Origin of the sequence: Bradyrhizobium sp. SRL28 (genome assembly GCF_018596315.1) — a bacterium.
GTDB lineage: Bacteria > Pseudomonadota > Alphaproteobacteria > Rhizobiales > Xanthobacteraceae > Bradyrhizobium.
Genome location: NZ_JAHEAG010000001.1, coordinates 851,942 through 868,911, shown reverse-complemented (window position 1 = coordinate 868,911; position 16,970 = coordinate 851,942). Strand labels below are relative to the sequence as shown.

Here is a 16,970-nt window from a genome sequence, read left to right as displayed (position 1 = left end):
GATCATGACAGTCCAATCATGGCCACTTTACCTCCGGCGGCATCGACGAGAGAATGGAATCCACATTGCCGCCGGTTTTCAGCCCAAAGATGGTGCCGCGGTCGTACAAGAGGTTGAATTCGACATAGCGCCCGCGCCGGATCAACTGCTCCTCGCGGTCGGCGGCATCCCAGGGCAGGGCGAAATTGCGCCGGACGAGTTCGGGATAGATTTTCAGGAAGGCGCGGCCGACATCCGCCGTGAAGGCGAGGTCGGCGTCCCAGTCGCCGGAATCATGCCAGTCGTAGAAAATGCCGCCGATGCCGCGTGCTTCCTTGCGATGCGGCAAATGGAAATATTCGTCGCACCATTTTTTGTATTTGTCGTAGTCGGCCACGCCGTTCAATCCCTCGCAGGCTTCCTTCATCGCCTGATGGAAGGCCAACGTGTCCGGGTCCTCCTGGGTGCGCCGCCGGTCCAGCACCGGCGTCAGGTCAGCGCCGCCGCCGAACCACGCCTTGGTGGTGACAACGAAGCGGGTATTCATATGCACGGCAGGCACGTGCGGGTTCCGCAGATGGGCGATCAGCGAAATGCCTGACGCCCAGAACCGGGGATCGTCGGCGGCGCCCGGAATCTGTGCACGGAATTCGGGCGCGAATTCGCCGTGCACGGTGGAACAGTGTACGCCGACTTTCTCGAACAGCCGCCCGCGCATCATCGACATCACGCCGCCGCCGCCGGGCTTGCCGGTGTGGTCGGTGCGATCCCAGGGCGTGCGCACGAAGCGTCCGGCGTCGCCGGGATAGAGCGAGGCCGGCGCATCGTCTTCCAGCCGCTCGAAGGCCGCGCAGATATCGTTGCGCAAGGCTTCGAACCAGGCTCTCGCGCGTGTCTTGCGATCCTCGATCAGCGACATGTCCATACGGAATTCCCAACGTTACTTCCGTCATTGCGAGCGAAGCGAAGCAATCCATCGTGCCACGAAAAAGAACTGGATTGCTTCGTCGCTTCGCTCCTCGCAATGACGGGAAGATGCATTTCTCTTTAGCCCTGTGGCCCGAAGTAGGTGCAACTCTCGTTGCAACTGTCGCGATGAACGCTGACGCGGGTGATCTTTCCGGCGTGCTGGACCCGTTCGAAGATGTAGCGCGAAATGTTTTCCAGCGTCGGCGTTCCCAGCGCCTCGACCTTGTTCAGGAGCTTGTGGTCGAGGGTCTTGCGGACCTCTTCCATGCTGCGTTCGAGCAGGCCGAGATCCAGCACCATGCCGGTTTCAGGATCGGGCGTGCCGCGCACGCTCACTTCGGCGCGAAACGAGTGGCCGTGAATTTCCTCGCTGTCCGCGCCGAAGGTCGTTCCCTTCAGCGAATGCGCGGCTTCGAAGCGAAATGATTTCGTCAGTTCCCACATCTTGAAAATCTGGTTCCTATCTGATGCCGAGGGTCTTGTGTGTCTGCAGGCTGAGCCGCCATTGCGGATGGCGCAGGCAGTAGTCGACCGTGCGCGCGGTGTTTTCGATCACGTCTGGTCCGTCCATCGGCTGCAGCGAAAAACGTTCGAAATCGAGCCCCGCAAAATCTTCCGGCGCGGCGCCCGCCTGCGGATAGACCAGCTTCAATTCGTGGCCGCGGCGCACCACGAGCCCGGCGCCGGCTTTCGGGCTGACGCAGACCCAGTCCATTCCGTCGGGCGGTTCGATCGTTCCGTTGGTCTCGATGCCGATGGCGAAGCTGCGCGCATGCAGCGCATCGATGAAGGGGGTGTCGACCTGCAGCAGGGGCTCGCCGCCGGTCAGGACCACATAGCGGTTGGTATTCTCGCCGGTCCATTGCCTGGCGATGACGTCGGCGAGTTCGTCCGCGGTGGCGTAGCGGCCGCCCAGCGTGCCGTCGGTGCCGACAAAGTCGGTATCGCAGAACTTGCAGGTGGCGCCGGCGCGGTCCTGTTCGCGGCCGCTCCAGAGGTTGCAGCCGGAAAAACGGCAAAACACCGCCGCGCGGCCGGCATGCGCGCCTTCTCCCTGCAAGGTCAGGAATATCTCTTTGACCGCGTAGCTCACACCTTCTCCTTGGAACCGATCTCGCCCGCCATCGGGTGATCCGTCTGCCGCAGCGCCTCCCCCAATGCCATGGCGGCTGCCATGGCCACATTGAGCGAGCGCAAGCCCGGCCTGATCGGGATCACCAGCCGCGCATCGGCGACGGATGCGACCTCATCGGTAACCCCTGCGGATTCCCGGCCGAACAGCAGGACATCGTCGCTCTGGTAGCGGAAATCCAGATAGGAACCGGCTCCCTTGGTCGTAAACAGCACCAGCCGGGACCCGGCTTCGTTACGCCATTGCTGGAATTTTGACCATGAGTCATGGCGGGTAATCGCCACGTGATCGAGGTAGTCCATTCCCGCCCGGCGGAAATGCCGGTCCGAGGTCGGAAAGCCGGCCGGCTCGATGATATGGGCGGCCGCGCCCAGGCACGCACACAGGCGCAGAATCGTCCCGGTGTTCTGTGGGATATCGGGCTGGAAGAGGGCGATGTGCATGGGTGTCGAGGCTTCGGCAGCGCGGGTGAATGTATTGAATAAATCACGGTCGGGCGCGGATTTAGTGCATTGCACGCTTGCGAGCCGATAGCGGGCTTGCGCTCTTACGGCAAGGGTGCCAATAGAACGATTCTGGACTGCTTGTTCCGCCGGATTGGGGAAGGAAAAAGCGGTTTTTCTGCCGCCGCGGGGGCCGCGGGCGCCGGCAGCCTCTTCCGGATCGCGCTTTTTGGCGCCTCCGGGGCGGTTCCGCTGGCTGCAGATAAGAAAGGGCTTGGAATCGTGACGACAGCGTCTTCGGCGGACCATCCGACACGCCGTGATTTCCTCTATGTTGCAACGGGAGCCGTCGCCGCCGTAGGCGCGGCTGCCACGGTGTGGCCGCTGGTTTCCCAGATGAACCCGGACGCCTCGACGATCGCGGCCGGTGCGCCGATTGAGGTCGACCTGACCCCGATCGCCGAAGGGCAGGACATCAAGGTGTTCTGGCGCGGCAAGCCGATCTACATCAGCCATCGGACCAAGAAGCAGATCGAAGCTGCCCAAAACGTGCAGGTATCAAGCCTGCCCGATCCGCAGCCCGACTCGGCGCGCGTCAAGGCTGGCCATGACCAGTGGCTGGTCGTGGTCGGCATCTGCACCCATCTCGGCTGTATCCCGATCGCCCATGAGGGCGCTTACGACGGCTTCTTCTGCCCGTGCCACGGTTCGGTCTACGACACCTCGGGCCGCATCCGTCAGGGGCCCGCGCCGACCAACCTGCCGGTGCCGCCCTACACATTCGTTTCCGACACCAAAATCCAGATCGGCTAAGGGCTCGGACCTTGTCCGAGACCCCTTAACCCGTCGCGTCGTTTTACTTCCTCAGGATCGCATCAATGAGCGGACCATCCGATTTCCAGCCGACCAATCCCGCCTTGAAGTGGATCGAACGGCGCCTCCCGATCATGGGACTCATGCACTCCTCGTTCGTGGCGTATCCGACGCCGCGTAACCTGAACTACTGGTGGACCTTCGGTGCCATCCTTTCGCTGATGTTGGGCGTGCAGATCCTCACTGGCGTGATCCTGGCGATGCACTACACGCCGCACGCCGATCTCGCCTTCAAATCCGTCGAACTGATCGTCCGCGACGTCAATTACGGCTGGCTGCTGCGCAACGTCCACGCCTGCGGCGCCTCGATGTTCTTCTTCGCCGTCTACATCCACATGTTCCGGGGCCTCTATTACGGGTCGTACAAGGAGCCGCGTGAGGTGCTGTGGATCCTCGGTGTCATCATCTACCTCTTGATGATGGCGACCGGCTTCATGGGCTACGTGTTGCCGTGGGGCCAGATGAGCTTCTGGGGCGCGACCGTCATCACCAACCTGTTCTCGGCCGTGCCCTATTTCGGCGAGAGCATCGTGACGCTGCTGTGGGGCGGCTACTCCGTCGGCAATCCGACGCTGAACCGCTTCTTCTCGCTGCACTATCTGCTGCCGTTCGTGATCGCGGGCGTCGTCGTGCTGCACATCTGGGCGCTGCATGTGGCTGGCCAGAACAATCCTGCCGGCGTCGAGGCGAAGACCGAAAAGGACACGGTGGCGTTCACGCCTTACGCGACCATCAAGGACATGTTCGGCGTCTCCTGCTTCCTGCTGTTCTTCGCCTGGTTCATCTTCTACATGCCGAACTATCTCGGCGACCCCGAGAACTACATCCCGGCCAACCCCGCTGTAACGCCCCCGCACATCGTGCCGGAATGGTACTACCTGCCGTTCTACGCCATCCTGCGCTCGATCCCGAACAAGCTTGCCGGCGTCGTCGCGATGTTCGGCGCGATCATCATCCTGGCGTTCCTGCCCTGGCTCGACAGCGCCAAGACGCGCTCGTCGAAATACCGTCCGCTGGCCAAGCAGTTCTTCTGGATGTTCGTCGTCGTCTGTATCGGGCTCGGCTATCTCGGCGCCCAGCCGCCGGAAGGCATCTATGTCATCGTCGGCCGCATCCTGACCTTCCTCTACTTTGCCTACTTCCTGATCCTGCTGCCGTTGCTCTCCCGGATCGAGACGCCGCGTCCGGTGCCTAATTCGATCGCCGACGACGTGCTGGCGAAGTCGGGCGGCAAGGCCGCGCCGATGGTGTCGACCGTGATCGCGCTGATGGTTGCCGGCGGCTTGCTGCTGGGCGGCGCCGACAGCGCCCGCGCCGCTGAAGGTGCTAGTAAGCCGCCAGCGCAGAAGTGGTCGTTCTCCGGCCCTTTCGGTAAATTCGATCGCGGCGCATTGCAGCGCGGCCTGAAGGTCTACAAGGAAGTCTGCGCTTCCTGCCACGGTCTGTCCTTCGTCGCATTCCGCAACCTCGCCGAATCCGGCGGTCCCGGTTACTCGGTGGCGCAGGCCGCGGCGTTCGCCTCGGAATACAAGGTGAAGGACGGTCCGAACGACCAGGGCGAGATGTTCGAGCGGCCGGGGCGCCCGGCTGACTATTTCCCGTCGCCGTTTCCGAACGAGCAGGCGGCGCGTGTGGCCAATGGTGGTGCCTTTCCGCCGGACCTGTCGCTGATCACCAAGGCGCGCAGCTATGGCCGCGGCTTCCCGCAGTTCCTGATCGACTTCTTCACCCAGTATCAGGAGCAGGGACCGGACTACGTCGCGGCGCTGTTGCAGGGTTATGAGGACAAGCCACCGGCCGGCTTCAATCTGCCGGCAGGCTCCTACTTCAACAACTACTTCCCCGGTCACGCCATCAAGATGCCGAAGCCGCTGAACGACGGCCAGGTCACCTATGACGACGGCTCGCCGGCGACGGTTGCGCAATACGCCAAGGACGTCACCACGTTCCTGATGTGGACTGCGGAGCCGCATATGGAAGCGCGCAAGGCACTCGGCCTGCAGGTGTTCGTGTTCCTGATCCTCCTCACCGTGCTTCTGTACTTCACCAAGAAGAAAGTCTGGGCCAACGCCCACTGATCAAGGTGTACGCGATTTCGGAAAAGCCCCCCTGCGGGGGCTTTTTTGTTGGCTTCGTCATTAGCGACCCGTTGGCTCCCTTGCGCAAACGCTTCGCGTTTGTCGCAGGCAATGACGGCGTTATCGCCGATTGCTTCCTGTGCCCAGCGCGGCCAAAATAGCCGCCAATCAGCCAGAAACCATTCCGGAGGAACCCATGGGTACCAGCATCACTTTCAAGCGGCCGGACGGCAAGGATGCCAGCGGCTACCTCGCCAACGCCGCGCGTGGCAATGCGCCGGGCGTGGTCGTGATCCAGGAATGGTGGGGCCTGCAGGACCAGATCAAGGGCCTGTGCGACCGCTTCGCGGTGGCGGGCTTCGATGCGCTGGCGCCCGATCTCTACAAGGGCACGGTGGTGCCGTATCACGACACGGATGCGGCCGGCAAAGAGATGAACTCGCTGGACTTCATGGATGCCACCACGCAGACCGTGCGGGGCGCCGCGCAATATCTGTCGCGCAACGGCGCCAAGGTCGGGCTGACCGGCTTCTGCCTCGGCGGCGCGGTGACCATCATCGGCGCCACCAAGATTCCGGAGCTTGTGGCCGGCGTGGTGTTCTACGGCATTCCGCCGGAGCAGGCGGCAAAGCCCGCGGATGTGAAGATTCCGCTGCAGGCCCATTTCGCCAACAAGGACGACTGGTGCACGCCGCAGGTGGTCGATGCCTTTGAGCAGGGCATGAAGGCCGCCGGCAAGTCGCTCGAGCTGTTCCGCTATGACGCCGAGCACGCTTTCGTCAACGAGCAGCGGCAGTCGGTGCATGACCGTCAGGCTGCAGAGCTGGCTTGGGGCAGGGCGACGGACTTCTTCAAGAAGCATTTGGGCTGAACCAATCGACGCTTCCTCGTCATTGCGAGCGAAGCGAAGCAATCCATCTTGAGGGATGCGGCGACATGGATTGCTTCGTCGCCTCGCTCCCTTGCGCAAACGCTTCGCGTTTGTCGCAGGCAATGACGGCGGAGGCGGTGAATGAAAATCTTTTGCACGGGCGCGTCGGGCTATATCGGCGGATCGGTTGCGGCCCATCTCATCGCTGCCGGCCATCAGGTGACCGGCCTGGTTCGCTCGCCTGAAAAGGCCGAGGCGGTTCGCGCGCGCGGCATCCAGCCAGTGCTGGGAACGCTCGATGACGGGGAAACTCTCGCGCAAGCGGCGCAGGCCGCCGACGTCGTCGTCAATGCGGCGAGCGCCGATCACAGGGGCGCCGTCGAGAGCCTGCTTGGCGCGCTCGCCGGCAGCGGCAAACCGTTCATCCACACATCGGGATCGAGCATCGTCGGCACGCGCGCCAAGGGCGAGCGGTCAGATGCGATTTTCGACGAAGACACGCCGATCACGCCTTCGCCCGCGCGCGTGGCGCGGGTCGCGCTCAACGAATTCATCCATTCATATCGCGACAAGGGCTGCCGACCGGCCATTATCTGCCCGAGCCTGATCTATGGCCTCGGTCATGGCGCCAATCCGGACAGCGTGCAGGTGCCGTTGCTGATTAAGCTCGCCCGGAAGCGCGGCAATGCGGCCCATGCCGGACCGGGCGAGAACATCTGGTCGAATGTTCATATCGACGATCTGGTGGCGCTCTACGTGCTTGCCATCGAGAAGGCCCCGGCTGGCGCATTCTATTTTGCCGAGAACGGCGAGAATTCGATGCGCGAAGCCTGCGAGGCGATCAACCGCATGCTGGGTTTTGCGGGACCACCAACCGCGATGTCGATGGCAGAAGCAGCCGCCGAATGGGGCGAGGGCACCACGGAGGATACGATGGCGTCGAACAGCCGGGTGCGCGCAAAGCACGCGCGGCAGCTTGGCTGGAATCCGAACGCGCGCGGATTGATCGAAGAGATCGAGCAGGGATGTTATCGGGAGTAAATCTCTCTGTCGTCCCTGCGAACGCAGGGACCCATACGCCGCGGCCTATCGTTTTGGGAATTGCTGTTCGACGACTTCGCGCAACGACAACTCCCTGTGGTTATGGGTCCCTGCGTTCGCAGGGACGACGCAGGCAGTTGGGCGACATTTCCGCCTAACTCTTCTCGCGCACCCCATCCCACCACGCGCACGTTCCCGACATCAGCTTGTAATTTCCTTCCATCACCTGCACCGGCGCGCGCAATCCTGACGCCGCCGCACGCATCCGCATCTCGCGGGCGACCACGCGGTCTTCGGGCGGCAGCCAGACGCGCTCGTGTCCCCACAGGCTTGGGCCGTCATGCATCTCGACCGGTTGCCACGTCGCGGGATCGATCTCGCGGCCGCCCCAGCCGCATTCGATCATGAAGGCCGACGGCGTCCTGGCGTAGAACGAGGTCATGAAATCGTTGGTGTGGCGGCCGAGGGTGACGCCGACACGGTCCTGTTGCGTCAGCGCGATGTCGTAGCACTGTCCGACGTCATCGAGCGAGAACAGCTCCACCATCAGATGATGCATACCGTTCCTGCCGGTTTCGATTAGCGCGAGGCTGTGATGCCGCGCGTTGACGTGGAAGAAATAGGCGCGGAACGGCTTTTCGATGTAGTCGGAAAGCCCGAAGCCGAGCACGTCGACATAGAACGCCATGACCGGCTCGACTTTCTTGACCGTCAGCACAGCGTGCCCGAGGCCGAGCGGGCCGGTGCGAAAGCCCGAGATCGATCGCCCCGCCACGAACGGCGTATCGTCGATCTCCGCGCCGTAAAAGGCTTCCAGCCGGTTGCCGGCCGGATCGTGAAACGAAATCAGGCTGCGGACGCGCCTGGCGTCGGCCAGCGTCTGCGGTTCGGCTACAACATGCACGCCGGCCGCTTCCAGCCGTGCCGCCAGCGCATCCAGCGCCGTGCTATCCGCAACCTCCAGCCGAAGAAGCGCGTGCCTTCGCCCATCGCGCGATCGATCACGATGCGCTGCTTGCGGTCGTCCATCCGGAACGCCAGCAGCGAATTGCCGCGCTCGACCACCTGCAGCCCGACCAGGCCGGTCCCGAACTGCCGCCAGTCCTCGAGGTTATCAGATCCGAAGCCGGCATATCCCAGACCCAGCAATGCCATCGCCTGCCTCCCTTGTTTGCAATCTTTGCGCGTTGGAAGCGCCGCTGCTTGCTCAAATCCTACGCAAGTTTTCCGCTTTCCGACACCCCAGGACGGGCCCGGGAAGGGGGTTGTCCTGGCCGTCCCTCTCTTGACATCGTCAGCGGCGGATGTGATTAGGCTTCCATGAACACCGGTATCAGCCCATCCCGTCTTTGGTGGCGCACCTCTTAAAGAGGTGGCCGGTGCGATTTCATTTTTTCAATCGTCGAAGGTCGCCATCGCAGTGCGACGGTCCCTTCGTTTGTCCTGTGTGGCGCTCCCTCCCGAAGTTTCGTAAGAGGATCACATGAACAGGACAGCCTTCTCCCTGCCCGAGCACAGCGACTACCGGACCAGCGGTGGCCTCGCGATTTCGCGTGTTGTCGAGCAGTTCACCGGCAACGCCAAGCGGCTTGACGACCTGATCGAATTGCTCGACCGCCGCCGCGGTGTGGTGCTGTCCTCCGGCACCACGGTGCCGGGCCGCTACGAGAGTTTCGACCTCGGCTTTGCCGATCCGCCGCTGGTGCTGGAAACCGCAGGCTCCAACTTCTCGCTCTCTGCGCTGAATGCGCGGGGCGAGGTGCTGATCGCGTTTCTGGGCGACGTGCTGCGCGAGCCCTGTGTGGTTATCTCTGAAAAAAGCCCGACCCGTCTGGCCGGCCATATCATCCGTGGCGCAGCGCCGGTCGAGGAAGACCAGCGCACGCGCCGCGCCAGCGTGATGTCGCTGGTGCGTGATCTCGTCGCCGCCTTGTCAGCCAATGACGATCCGCTGCTCGGCCTGTTCGGTGCGTTCGCCTACGACCTCGTATTCCAGATCGAAGACCTCGTGCAGAAGCGCACGCGGGAGAGCGACCAGCGCGACATCGTGCTGTATGTGCCGGATCGCCTGCTGGCCTATGACCGCGCCACCGGCCGCGGCGTCGTGTTGAGCTATGATTTTTCCTGGAAGGGAAAATCCACCAAAGGGCTGCCGCGCGACACCGCCGAGAGCATTTACGCCAAAACGCCGCGGCAGGGATTTGCCGATCACGCGCCCGGCGAATATCAGGCCACCGTCGAGGTCGCGCGCGGGGCATTCGCGCGCGGCGACCTGTTCGAGGCGGTGCCCGGGCAATTGTTCGCCGAGCCCTGCGAACGGTCGCCGGCCGAAGTGTTCCAGCGGCTGTGCCGCATCAACCCGTCGCCCTATGGCGCGCTGATGAATCTCGGCGACGGCGAATTTCTGGTGTCGGCCTCGCCGGAAATGTTCGTGCGCTCCGACGGCCGCCGGGTCGAGACCTGCCCGATCTCGGGCACCATCGCGCGCGGCGTCGATGCGATCGGCGATGCCGAGCAGATCAGGCAGCTGCTGAACTCGGAAAAGGACGAGTTCGAACTCAACATGTGCACCGACGTCGACCGTAACGACAAGGCGCGCGTTTGCGTGCCCGGCACCATCAAGGTTCTCGCACGGCGGCAGATCGAGACCTATTCAAAGCTGTTCCATACCGTCGATCATGTCGAAGGCATGCTGCGCCCGGGCTTCGATGCGCTCGACGCTTTCCTGACCCACGCCTGGGCGGTCACCGTGACCGGTGCGCCGAAATTGTGGGCGATGCAGTTCGTCGAGGACAACGAGCGTTCGTCGCGGCGCTGGTATGCCGGCGCGATTGGTGCTGTGAATTTCGACGGCAGCATCAATACCGGGCTCACCATCCGCACCATTCGCATGAAGGACGGTCTGGCTGAAGTGCGCGTCGGCGCCACCTGCCTGTTCGATTCTGATCCGGCGGCGGAAGACCGCGAATGCCAGGTCAAGGCGGCGGCGCTGTTCCAGGCGCTGCGCGGCGATGCGCCAAAACCGCTGTCGGCATTTGCGCCCGATGCCACCGGCTCGGGCCGCAAGGTGCTTCTGATCGATCACGACGACAGTTTTGTGCACATGCTGGCGGATTATTTCCGGCAAGTCGGCGCAAGCGTGACCGTGGTCCGGCATGTGCATGCCCAGGAGATGCTGAAGAAGAACTGGGATCTGCTGGTGCTGTCGCCGGGCCCGGGGCGGCCAGAGGATTTCGGGATTTCGAAAACCATTGGCACGGCGCTCGACAGAAAACTGCCGATCTTCGGCGTTTGTCTCGGCGTGCAGGCGATCGGCGAATATTTCGGCGGCCAGCTCGGCCAGCTCACCCACCCCGCGCACGGACGGCCGTCGCGGGTTCAGGTGCGCGGCGGACGGCTGATGCAGAACCTGCCGAACGAGATCGTGATCGGCCGCTACCATTCGCTCTATGTCGAGCGCGACAGCGTGCCGGAAGTTCTTGAGGTCACCGCGACCACCGAGGACGGCGTCGCGATGGCGATCGAACACAAGACCCTGCCGGTCGGCGGCGTGCAGTTTCACCCGGAATCGCTGATGTCGCTCGGCGGCGAGGTCGGACTGCGTATCGTCGAGAATGCGTTCCGGCTAAATGTTAGCTGAAGGCCCGTCATTGCGAGCGAAGCGAAGCAATCCATTTCGCCGCATTGGGGAAAGAGTGGATTGCTTCGTCGCTTCGCTCCTCGCAATGACGGAGGAGTTGTCAAAAGGGATTGAGGACCGATGACATTCGATCACGATCTGAAGGCTACCGTCCGCACCATTCCGGATTACCCGAAGAAGGGCATCCTGTTTCGCGACATCACGACCCTGCTGGCGGATGCGCGCGCCTTCCGCCGCGCGGTCGATGAACTGGTGCAGCCCTGGGCGGGATTGAAGATCGACAAGGTCGCCGGCATCGAGGCGAGGGGTTTTATCCTCGGCGGCGCGGTGGCGCATCAGGTCTCCGCGGGCTTCGTGCCGATCCGCAAGAAGGGAAAACTGCCGCACACCACCGTGCGGATTGCCTATTCGCTGGAATACGGCCTCGATGAAATGGAAATGCATGTCGATGCAATCCAGCCCGGCGAGCGCGTGATCCTGGTCGACGATCTCATCGCCACCGGCGGCACGGCGGAGGGCGCGGTGAAGCTGCTGCGCCAGATTGGCGCCAACGTGGTCGCGGCCTGCTTCATCATCGACCTGCCGGATCTCGGCGGCGCCGCCAAATTGCGCGCGATGGACGTTCCGGTGCGCACGCTGATGGCGTTCGAAGGGCATTGAGTTTTCGTCAATCGAACCGTTCTTTCCGTCGTCCCTGCGAACGCAGGGACCCATAGCCACCGGCCGCAGTTGTTTGAGCAGGCGTCAGCCATCTCGTCTCAATCGCGCGAGCAACGCGGTATGGGTCCCGGCGCGCGCTTCGCTTGGCCGGGACGACGGCTAGCAATGGTTGCGCGGCTTCAGACCGCTTCAGCGCCAAGCTGCGACCGCCAGTGCAGCGCGCGTTCCTTCAGCAGCGCATCGCGTATGTAAGACGTCTCTTCCTCTTCCAGCCGTTCGCATTCCTCGAACGTCAGGCTGTCCGGCCCATGCGCGGTCCATGCCGCCTGCAGGGTGCGGCAGGTGTGGCTGCCCTGGCGCAGCGTGAACCAGATCCGGTTCTGGATCTTCTCCAGATTGGGCGTCTGGCCGACCCATGCCTGGGCCGAGGCCTTGCAGCGGATGACGAAAATCCCTGCGAAGGTTTTTCGCTCCTTGTAGGCCGCGATGGCCGCCTTTCTGTCTGATGTCACGGGGATGGCCTCGCCGGTTGGAGTCAGGCCGAGGCGGTACCTGACAAGGCGGTTATGTCAATATTACCCGGGTAATATTGTGGGGCGGCACCCGTCGCAAGGGCTCACGACTGCTGCGGGAGCAGGCTGAACTCAAGCTCGCGAAAGCTGGTGTAGTTCCTGCGGATCCACTGGTGCAGCTCGGTCGACGAGTCCCTCTCGTTGCGCAGGTAGTCGGTGAAGGAAAAGCTCACCCGGTCGACATAGGTCTTCAGGAAGGAGGGCAGGGCCGTTATTCGCAGCACCCGTCCGAGGCCCATCGCCTCGGGCAGCTCGCCGCGCACCACATGCTCGTTGTCGATCGCAATCAGCGCTTTCAGCGGGAACTGCTCCCGCAACGTCGGATAGGCGCGCGCGGAAACGCGGTCGGTATCGGCCACGAACAGGATGATCGGCGCGACGCTGCGCCGCACAGCTTCTTTCAGGAAGCCGATCTCGTTGGTCATCTTGAAGAACTCGTCAAACGCATGAAAGCCGAGGTCGATCACCTTGGCGATACCGTCGTTGACGATCAGGCGGTCCATGAGCTGCATCTTGCCGTAGGTGTCCATGACGTCGGCCGTCTCGGTCAGGCGCGGCAGATATTCGAGCAGCGATGGTTCCTTCAGGTTGATGTCGAAGGAGGCAACCGAACCGTTCTTCAGCAGCAGGAACTCGCTCAGGAGCCGCGCAAGCAGCGTCTTGCCGACAAGCGGCCGGGGCGAGCAGATGATGTAGACGGGTGTTGAGCTCATCACCCGCTATATCAAGGGAATTCTTCGCCTATTCCAGCCCCCATCGCGGCGGGTGCGCGACTATTTTTCACCGCCGCGCACGCCAGGCTTGGCGCCGACGAGATCGGTCAGCTTGATGCGATCGAACTCGCTCCAGACATTGGCGAGCCAGTGCCGGACATAGCCGCGCAGCACGAACGAATAGTTCGCGGCTTCGTCCTCCTTGCCCTTGTTGGCGACGAATTTGAGGAACGGCACGGAGGAAACCTCGACCTGCTCGTAGGCCATTTCGTTGAGCTTGGGGATGACGAGGTCGGTAGCGTCCTTGATGCGGTGAAAGTAGGAGTTGTAGGTCGACTGGTCCCACTGGAAGAACTGGGTGTCGTTGATGAAGTTCTTCACCAGGAAATATTTGGCGCCCTGCATGAAACCCGCGGTCTCGGCGATTTCATCCAGCGAGGCGATCGAGGGGCCCAATATATGGAACACGGCGAAGGTGATCTGACCCGCCTTGGCCGCGTCGAGAAAGCCGATGTCGCGCAGCGAGGCCAGCGCCGGAGACAACAGTCCGGCGCGGACGTCGATTACGGTGACGGAGGGGCTGGCCGCGTTCAGCGTATCGAAGATCTTCATCTGGTCCGAGGTTGTCGTCATGTCGACGATCTCGGTGATGTCAGGATGGAACCGCTTCAGGGTGCCGCGCGGGGATTCGGTGTCGAATGCCCGGGTCGGCACGTTGTTGGCGCTGAAGTAATCCAGGAGCGTCCGCGACACGGTCGTCTTGCCGACCCCGCCCTTGTCCGCGCCCACCACAATCACGACTGGCTTTGCCATGGAATTCCTTTGAACAACGTCCCCGGCCGCGGGAGCGATCGGGTGGCCCCATTCCCTGCTTTGGGCGCGAACATGGCAGAAACAAGGGAGAATTCAATTCCTTAGAAGCCCATCGCCATGATTCATACCGAATTCGTTAATCCGGGGGGCGGGATCGGGCGGCTTCTTAGCGGTGCGGGCCCCAAGGGCCATCGGAGGGTCCGAGGCGAGTGCCCGGAACGCCGGCGGGCTCGTTGGCATCGCTCCACGGGCCGCGGGGAACCGGCGGTTGGAGCTGCCCGGAGTCCGATTCCTTCGGCTCGTCGGATTCGCCTTCCGTGTCCGACGGCAGGGCGAGTGGGCCGGGATCATGACCGCCGGCGAACTGCACCAGCGCCTTGACGCGCCTGTCCACCGACGGATGGGTCGCGAACAGGTCGGCAAACCCCTCGCGCGGATTGTCGACGCAGAGCTCCATGACCGCGGACGTCGCGCCGGGAAGCTCGCCGCGGTTCTCGATCTTGCGCAGCGCCGTGATCATGGCATCGGGATTCTTGGTGAGTTCGACCGAGCCGGCGTCAGCCAGCAACTCGCGCGACCGCGACAGCGCGAGCTTCACGACTTGCGACAACAGCCAAGCCAGCAGGATCAGCGCCACCGCGATGATGATCGCGATGATTGCGCCGCCGCCGCCCTTGCTGTCGCGGTCGGACGATGAAGAAGAGGACGATGAAGACGACGATGACGAATAGCCGCTGCCGCTGGAATTCCACGACAGGTTGGTGAACATGCGAAAGAACAGCTCGCCGAAGAAACCGACCACGCCGGCGATGATGACCGCGATCACCATCAACTGAACGTCGCCGTTGCGGATATGTGTCAGCTCGTGGCCGAGCACGGCTTCGATTTCCTGGTCGTTGAGCGCCTCCAGAAGCCCCGATGTGACCGTAACGGTGTATTGCCGCCGGTTGAGGCCGCTTGCGAATGCGTTCAGCGCCGGGCTGTCCATCACCTTCAGCTTCGGCATCGGGATGCCGCGCGAGATGCAAAGATTTTCCAGGAGATTATAGAGCCGCGGCTGCTGCTGCCGCGTCACGCTCTCACCGCCGGTTACGGCGTCGATCATGTTCTGGTGGAAGAAATAGGCGATCACGATCCACAGCGCGGCGATGATTGTCGCGTAGGGCAAGGCCGCGATCAGATCGCGCGATGCGCGCATCAGGTAATAGTCGACCGAGGCGTTGCTGTTGATCAGCACTTCCGCGACCAGCGCGCCGGCAAACACCAGCACGTAGATCAGCAGGAACAGGCCGGCGAGCAGCAGCATCGAACGAAACTTGTTCGATGCGATATGCGTGTAGAGACCATACGCGGCCATGATGAGGCTGCTCTGCCGGGTGTTTGAAGCGTCAGAACTTCACGGTCGGCACGGCCTCGACTTCGGTGCGGCTGGCGCCGAGGTCGAAAAATTCCTTGCGGGTGAAGCCGAACATGCCGGCGAACAGCGCCGCGGGAAGCTGCTGGATGCCGGTGTTGTATTCTTGGACCGCGTTGTTGAAGAAACGTCGGCTGGCGGCGATCTTGTTTTCGAGATCGGACAGTTCGCTCGCCAACTGCTGGAAATTGGCGTTGGCCTTGAGGTCCGGATAAGCCTCCGACAGCGCGATCAGGCGCCCGAGCGCCCCGCTCAGCTGGTTCTCGGCGGCGGACACCTGTGCAGGCCCCTGCGCCGACATCGCCGAATTGCGCGCCTTGATGACGTCGTCGAGCGTGCCGCGCTCGTGCGAGGCGTAGCCCTTGACCGTCTCGACCAGGTTCGGGATCAGGTCGTGGCGCTGCTTGAGCTGGACGTCGATGTCGGCAAAGGCCTGACTGACGCGCTGGCTGAGCGCGACGAGGCGGTTATACGCCCCGAAGGCAAACAGCACGATGATGACGATGACGCCGAGAACGATCCAGCCGGTCGACATGACGGACAACTCCTGTGGGACGAAGAGGCAGGGAAACTAGACGAAAAACCGGGCGCGCGGCAGCCCGCCGCGAGTTGGGGCATGGCTTTAGTCGGAAGTGGGGCGGGATAAGTTCAAGCGGCGAACACTCCGTCGTCATTCCGGGGCGATGCAAAGCATCGAACCCGGAATCTCGAGATTCCGGGTCTGGTCCTACGGACCATCCCGGAATGACGGGTCAATTAACAGCGTCCCCCCACCGCCAGCGCCGGGCGGCGGCGTAATCCGCCTTGGTGCGGCGAGGCACCTTTGTGAGGGCGAGACCATCCGGAGTGCAGAGCTTTGCTGTTATTTCGACCTTGCTGACGGCCGGTTGCGCCAGCACGCGGGAAGGGCGCTGTGCGACCGGCGCGCGCGCGAGTGCAACATAGGAGAACCTTTCGTCTTCGAACGGCAGCTCCGCGCCCTTGACCTGCTTATGCGCGCGCGAGCGCTGCAGGCGCTGGGTGAAATGGCACCAGTCGGGCGGCTGCAGCGGGCATTGGCCGTCGTGCGGGCAGGGGGCGGCGACGTGTGCGCCGAGAGCGATCAACCTTCCTCTCAGCTCGATGATCCTTGCGTAGCCTGCAGGCGTACCGGGTTCGACGACGAGCAGCGTGTTGCGGGTCTTTTCCCACATCAGTTCGGCGAGCGTACGCCGCTCGGCGTCGCCGATCTCGCCGATCACGTAGCTCGCCACGACGAGATCGGCCGCATCCGCGCTGGTCAGAGCGGCGCGGGCTTCGCCGCGGTCGTAGTTGATCTGACGAAGACGCGTGCTGTCCCGTGCGAGGTCGAGCGCCAGCGTGCGCAAGGTATTGTTGGCATCGAGCAGTGCAAAGCGCTGCAGTGAGGGGAAAGCCTCCGCCGCTGCCCAGGTCGCGGTTCCCGGCCCGGCGCCGACATCGAGCAGGCTGTTGGGCGCGAACTCCGGCCTGATCTCGACGAGCGCGTTCAGGCTCGCCGTTACTGCGGCATAGGTCGCGGGCATCCGCGCCAGTGCGTAGGCCAGTGCATCGGTTTCCGACCGGATGCCGCCGGAGCCGCCGCCGTCGCGATAGGTTTTCGAGATTGAAGCTGCGCGGCCGGCAGCGTCGCTGCGCGAAAAACCCCGCAGCTTGCCGTCGAGCGCGGCTTTCAGTTCAGCGGGGAGGTCGGGTGAGGTCATTTGTTCTCGTCATGCCCGCGTAGGCGGGCATCCAGTACGCCGAGAAGGTTG

Annotated in this window: 18 protein-coding genes; 6 read left to right on the top strand and 12 right to left on the bottom strand. The window is 63.1% G+C overall.

The window, feature by feature from the left end; all coding sequences use genetic code 11:
- Window positions 1–16 precede the first annotated feature (16 nt).
- The 4 genes from hemF to KIP88_RS04190 all read right to left on the bottom strand — a co-directional run bounded on the left by hemF (window position 17) and on the right by KIP88_RS04190 (window position 2,523).
- On the bottom strand, window positions 17–904 hold the full coding sequence (gene hemF, locus KIP88_RS04205) for an oxygen-dependent coproporphyrinogen oxidase (protein WP_214486568.1): 888 nt from the start codon (window positions 902–904) through the stop codon (window positions 17–19).
- A 122-nt stretch (window positions 905–1,026) separates the two neighbouring features.
- The gene (locus KIP88_RS04200; RefSeq protein ID WP_214486567.1) at window positions 1,027–1,392 is read right to left on the bottom strand and encodes a 6-carboxytetrahydropterin synthase; all 366 of its coding nucleotides are present in this window, start codon (window positions 1,390–1,392) and stop codon (window positions 1,027–1,029) included.
- A 16-nt stretch (window positions 1,393–1,408) separates the two neighbouring features.
- Window positions 1,409–2,041: a 7-carboxy-7-deazaguanine synthase gene (gene queE / locus KIP88_RS04195; protein WP_214486566.1), complete on the bottom strand. Its 633-nt coding sequence runs from the start codon at window positions 2,039–2,041 to the stop codon at window positions 1,409–1,411.
- A complete protein-coding gene (locus tag KIP88_RS04190; RefSeq protein WP_214486565.1) occupies window positions 2,038–2,523 on the bottom strand; it encodes a tRNA (cytidine(34)-2'-O)-methyltransferase in 486 nt (161 codons plus the stop codon). The genes queE and KIP88_RS04190 overlap by 4 nt, the downstream gene beginning before the upstream one ends.
- 282 nt (window positions 2,524–2,805) lie before the next feature.
- On the opposite strand from KIP88_RS04190, the gene petA reads away from it, so the two are divergent.
- The 4 genes from petA to KIP88_RS04170 all read left to right on the top strand — a co-directional run bounded on the left by petA (window position 2,806) and on the right by KIP88_RS04170 (window position 7,386).
- Complete coding sequence (gene petA, locus KIP88_RS04185) at window positions 2,806–3,336, top strand: ubiquinol-cytochrome c reductase iron-sulfur subunit (RefSeq protein WP_214486564.1); 531 nt, start codon at window positions 2,806–2,808, stop codon at window positions 3,334–3,336.
- Window positions 3,337–3,401: 65 nt separating this feature from the next.
- The gene (locus KIP88_RS04180; RefSeq protein ID WP_214486563.1) at window positions 3,402–5,474 is read left to right on the top strand and encodes a cytochrome c1; all 2,073 of its coding nucleotides are present in this window, start codon (window positions 3,402–3,404) and stop codon (window positions 5,472–5,474) included.
- 196 nt (window positions 5,475–5,670) lie between these two features.
- On the top strand, window positions 5,671–6,345 hold the full coding sequence (locus tag KIP88_RS04175; RefSeq protein ID WP_214486562.1) for a dienelactone hydrolase family protein: 675 nt from the start codon (window positions 5,671–5,673) through the stop codon (window positions 6,343–6,345).
- 141 nt (window positions 6,346–6,486) lie between these two features.
- Window positions 6,487–7,386, top strand: coding sequence for an NAD-dependent epimerase/dehydratase family protein (locus tag KIP88_RS04170; protein WP_214486561.1), 900 nt, complete (start codon window positions 6,487–6,489; stop codon window positions 7,384–7,386).
- Window positions 7,387–7,540: 154 nt separating this feature from the next.
- Here KIP88_RS04170 and KIP88_RS46300 read toward each other — a convergent pair whose 3' ends face one another.
- Window positions 7,541–8,326 (bottom strand): VOC family protein, encoded by a 786-nt coding sequence (locus KIP88_RS46300; protein WP_374226424.1) that lies wholly within the window; start codon window positions 8,324–8,326, stop codon window positions 7,541–7,543.
- Entirely contained in the window at window positions 8,278–8,541 is a 264-nt protein-coding gene (locus tag KIP88_RS46295) for a hypothetical protein (RefSeq protein WP_249790472.1), read from the bottom strand. The genes KIP88_RS46300 and KIP88_RS46295 overlap by 49 nt, the downstream gene beginning before the upstream one ends.
- 328 nt (window positions 8,542–8,869) lie before the next feature.
- Between KIP88_RS46295 and KIP88_RS04160 the strand changes: the two genes are divergently transcribed.
- Together KIP88_RS04160 and KIP88_RS04155 are read left to right on the top strand one after the other, a co-directional pair.
- Window positions 8,870–11,026, top strand: a complete 2,157-nt coding sequence (locus tag KIP88_RS04160) for an anthranilate synthase component I (RefSeq protein ID WP_214486560.1) — start codon at window positions 8,870–8,872, stop codon at window positions 11,024–11,026.
- A gap of 120 nt (window positions 11,027–11,146) precedes the next feature.
- Window positions 11,147–11,686, top strand: a complete 540-nt coding sequence (locus tag KIP88_RS04155) for an adenine phosphoribosyltransferase (protein WP_212420285.1) — start codon at window positions 11,147–11,149, stop codon at window positions 11,684–11,686.
- 179 nt (window positions 11,687–11,865) lie between these two features.
- Here the strand turns inward: KIP88_RS04155 and KIP88_RS04150 are convergent, their stop codons facing one another.
- From KIP88_RS04150 to KIP88_RS04125, 6 genes are all read right to left on the bottom strand, one after another.
- Complete coding sequence (locus KIP88_RS04150) at window positions 11,866–12,198, bottom strand: GIY-YIG nuclease family protein (RefSeq protein ID WP_214486559.1); 333 nt, start codon at window positions 12,196–12,198, stop codon at window positions 11,866–11,868.
- A 104-nt stretch (window positions 12,199–12,302) separates the two neighbouring features.
- Window positions 12,303–12,971: a hypothetical protein gene (locus KIP88_RS04145; protein WP_214486558.1), complete on the bottom strand. Its 669-nt coding sequence runs from the start codon at window positions 12,969–12,971 to the stop codon at window positions 12,303–12,305.
- 60 nt (window positions 12,972–13,031) lie between these two features.
- Window positions 13,032–13,784 carry a hypothetical protein gene (locus KIP88_RS04140; protein ID WP_214486557.1) on the bottom strand — a complete coding sequence of 251 codons (753 nt, stop codon included), beginning with the start codon at window positions 13,782–13,784 and terminating at the stop codon, window positions 13,032–13,034.
- A gap of 166 nt (window positions 13,785–13,950) precedes the next feature.
- On the bottom strand, window positions 13,951–15,141 hold the full coding sequence (locus KIP88_RS04135; RefSeq protein ID WP_214486556.1) for a M48 family metallopeptidase: 1,191 nt from the start codon (window positions 15,139–15,141) through the stop codon (window positions 13,951–13,953).
- A 31-nt stretch (window positions 15,142–15,172) separates the two neighbouring features.
- On the bottom strand, window positions 15,173–15,733 hold the full coding sequence (locus KIP88_RS04130; protein ID WP_214486555.1) for a LemA family protein: 561 nt from the start codon (window positions 15,731–15,733) through the stop codon (window positions 15,173–15,175).
- A gap of 217 nt (window positions 15,734–15,950) precedes the next feature.
- The gene (locus tag KIP88_RS04125) at window positions 15,951–16,919 is read right to left on the bottom strand and encodes a small ribosomal subunit Rsm22 family protein (RefSeq protein ID WP_214486554.1); all 969 of its coding nucleotides are present in this window, start codon (window positions 16,917–16,919) and stop codon (window positions 15,951–15,953) included.
- Window positions 16,920–16,970: the final 51 nt, after the last annotated feature.

Excerpts from the sequence above, each read along its gene's own strand:
- KIP88_RS04175 (WP_214486562.1), top strand. The coding sequence starts at position 5,671 with ATGGGTACCAGCATCACTTTCAAGCGGCCGGACGGCAAGGATGCCAGC.
- KIP88_RS04125 (WP_214486554.1), bottom strand. The coding sequence starts at position 16,919 with ATGACCTCACCCGACCTCCCCGCTGAACTGAAAGCCGCGCTCGACGGC.
- KIP88_RS04140 (WP_214486557.1), bottom strand. The coding sequence starts at position 13,784 with ATGGCAAAGCCAGTCGTGATTGTGGTGGGCGCGGACAAGGGCGGGGTC.
- KIP88_RS04160 (WP_214486560.1), top strand. The coding sequence starts at position 8,870 with ATGAACAGGACAGCCTTCTCCCTGCCCGAGCACAGCGACTACCGGACC.
- KIP88_RS04200 (WP_214486567.1), bottom strand. The coding sequence starts at position 1,392 with ATGTGGGAACTGACGAAATCATTTCGCTTCGAAGCCGCGCATTCGCTG.
- KIP88_RS04190 (WP_214486565.1), bottom strand. The coding sequence starts at position 2,523 with ATGCACATCGCCCTCTTCCAGCCCGATATCCCACAGAACACCGGGACG.
- KIP88_RS04170 (WP_214486561.1), top strand. The coding sequence starts at position 6,487 with ATGAAAATCTTTTGCACGGGCGCGTCGGGCTATATCGGCGGATCGGTT.
- KIP88_RS46295 (WP_249790472.1), bottom strand. The coding sequence starts at position 8,541 with ATGGCATTGCTGGGTCTGGGATATGCCGGCTTCGGATCTGATAACCTC.
- KIP88_RS04135 (WP_214486556.1), bottom strand. The coding sequence starts at position 15,141 with ATGGCCGCGTATGGTCTCTACACGCATATCGCATCGAACAAGTTTCGT.
- hemF (WP_214486568.1), bottom strand. The coding sequence starts at position 904 with ATGGACATGTCGCTGATCGAGGATCGCAAGACACGCGCGAGAGCCTGG.
- KIP88_RS04145 (WP_214486558.1), bottom strand. The coding sequence starts at position 12,971 with ATGAGCTCAACACCCGTCTACATCATCTGCTCGCCCCGGCCGCTTGTC.
- KIP88_RS04155 (WP_212420285.1), top strand. The coding sequence starts at position 11,147 with ATGACATTCGATCACGATCTGAAGGCTACCGTCCGCACCATTCCGGAT.
- KIP88_RS04180 (WP_214486563.1), top strand. The coding sequence starts at position 3,402 with ATGAGCGGACCATCCGATTTCCAGCCGACCAATCCCGCCTTGAAGTGG.
- KIP88_RS04130 (WP_214486555.1), bottom strand. The coding sequence starts at position 15,733 with ATGTCGACCGGCTGGATCGTTCTCGGCGTCATCGTCATCATCGTGCTG.